Below are 1579 nucleotides of genomic sequence, written 5' to 3'. Positions count from 1 at the left end.
CGGCTGGCCGGGCTGGGGCTGGCCGGCACCCGGGTAGCCGTAGCCGCCCTGGCCGCCGAACGCCGGGTCGTGGCCCTGGGCCGGGTAGCCGTACTGACCGGGCTGGCCGGGCGCACCCGGGTGGCCGGGCTGGCCCGGAACCGGGTAGCCGTACTGGCCGGGGACGGCCGCCGGGCGGTCGGAGACCAGCGGGGCCTTCAGCGCGGGCACCAGGGGGCTCGCGGCTGCCGCGCCGGCCAGCACGATCAGCGAGATGAAGCCGAGCCAGGCGCCGAAGCCGTGGCTGACGATGGTGCTGGAGGTGCCGCCGCCGAGCGCCCAGACCGAGGTCCACAGCGCCGAGACGGCGAAGCCGATGCCCCACTGGTCCAGCCGCAGGCCGAGCACCTGACGGTTGGCCGCGGCCGCCCCCTGGAAGCGCTGCACCAGGATCAGCACCGCTGCGGCGATGCCGAGGAGGTAGATCGAGGGCAGGATGGGGAACAGGTCCGTGCTCCACGCGTTCTGCGACGAGGGGCAGTACCGGCTGCCGGAGCAGTCCACGGTCCAGTAGGGCAGGAAGGAGGCGATGAAGAGCAGGACGGCCGCGCCTGCGACGGCGGCGTCTCCCCTGGTGAGAGCGCGCAGATTCACTAACGTTCCCCTCGTTGACGTGTCGTGGACGGTGGTTCGTGCGGTCGGGCTGACCGGCCGAAACTCCCGAACGGACCAGAAGCCTAGGCCCAACCGTCCTGCCGGTGCACGGCGGGACCGGGAATGGGGCGAAGTCGTTGCAAACCGCGCGGTCCGGGCGGAGTGTCGTCCTCCGCCGATGCGCGACCCAACTTCCTTACCGCTCTTCGGTCTTCTCTTGGGTCGTCAGGAACGCGGTCAGCGCGTCGGCGATCCCCTGGGCCGCCTGCTGGCGCCACTGAGGGTCCGTCATCCGCTTCGCGTCCGTCGAGTTGCGCATGTTACCGCACTCGATGAACACCTTGGGGACCGTGGAGAGGTTGAGGCCGCCCAGGTCGGAGCGGGTGTCCAGGCCGTCCCTGGCGATGTAGTCCGCGTACGGCTCACCGGTCGCGGCGTGGAACCGCTCGCGCAGCAGGAGGCCGAGCCGGTGCGAGGGGGCGACGATCGCCGTGTTGTCCGCCTTCCCGGCCACCACCCGGGCGGGCATGATCACGTGGAATCCGCTTCCGCTCGCCGGGCCGCCGTCCCCGTGCACCGAGACCGCGACGTCGGCGTGCGCGTCGGCGCCCGCGCGGGCGCGTTCGTCGATGCACGGGCCCCACGGGCGGTCGCCGTCCTGCACCAGCACCACCCTGGCACCCTGGGCGGCCAGGATGGCGCGGGCCCGGCGGGAGACGTCCAGGGTGTACTCGGCCTCGGTGTAGCCGGCGTTGGTCTCGGTCCCGGTGGTGTCGCACTCCTTGCGGGTGTTGCCGATGTCCACCTGACGGTTGATCTCGGCGGTGTGGGCGGAGTTGCCGGGGTTGTGGCCGGGGTCGAGCAGGACGGTGCGGCCGGCCAGGCTGGTGGCGGCGTCGGCGGGCGCGGGCGGGGGCGGTGTCGGGGTTTCGGTCGCAGGGGTGGT

The 1579-nt window shown here is 72.9% G+C and carries 1 protein-coding gene and 1 pseudogene; both read right to left on the bottom strand.

The features are described from left to right. Nucleotides 1-633, bottom strand: a pseudogene (locus KS423_RS45230) (hypothetical protein); the annotation flags it as partial. A gap of 196 nt (nt 634-829) precedes the next feature. Then, the coding region (locus tag KS423_RS45225; protein WP_224285479.1) for an N-acetylmuramoyl-L-alanine amidase at nt 830-1579 on the bottom strand (750 nt) is incomplete at its 5' end.

This window comes from Streptomyces sp. LS1784 (assembly GCF_020103755.1).
Lineage (GTDB): Bacteria > Actinomycetota > Actinomycetes > Streptomycetales > Streptomycetaceae > Kitasatospora.
Note: the sequence above shows the minus strand (reverse complement) of the source record. Positions and strands in the feature narration are given on the sequence as shown.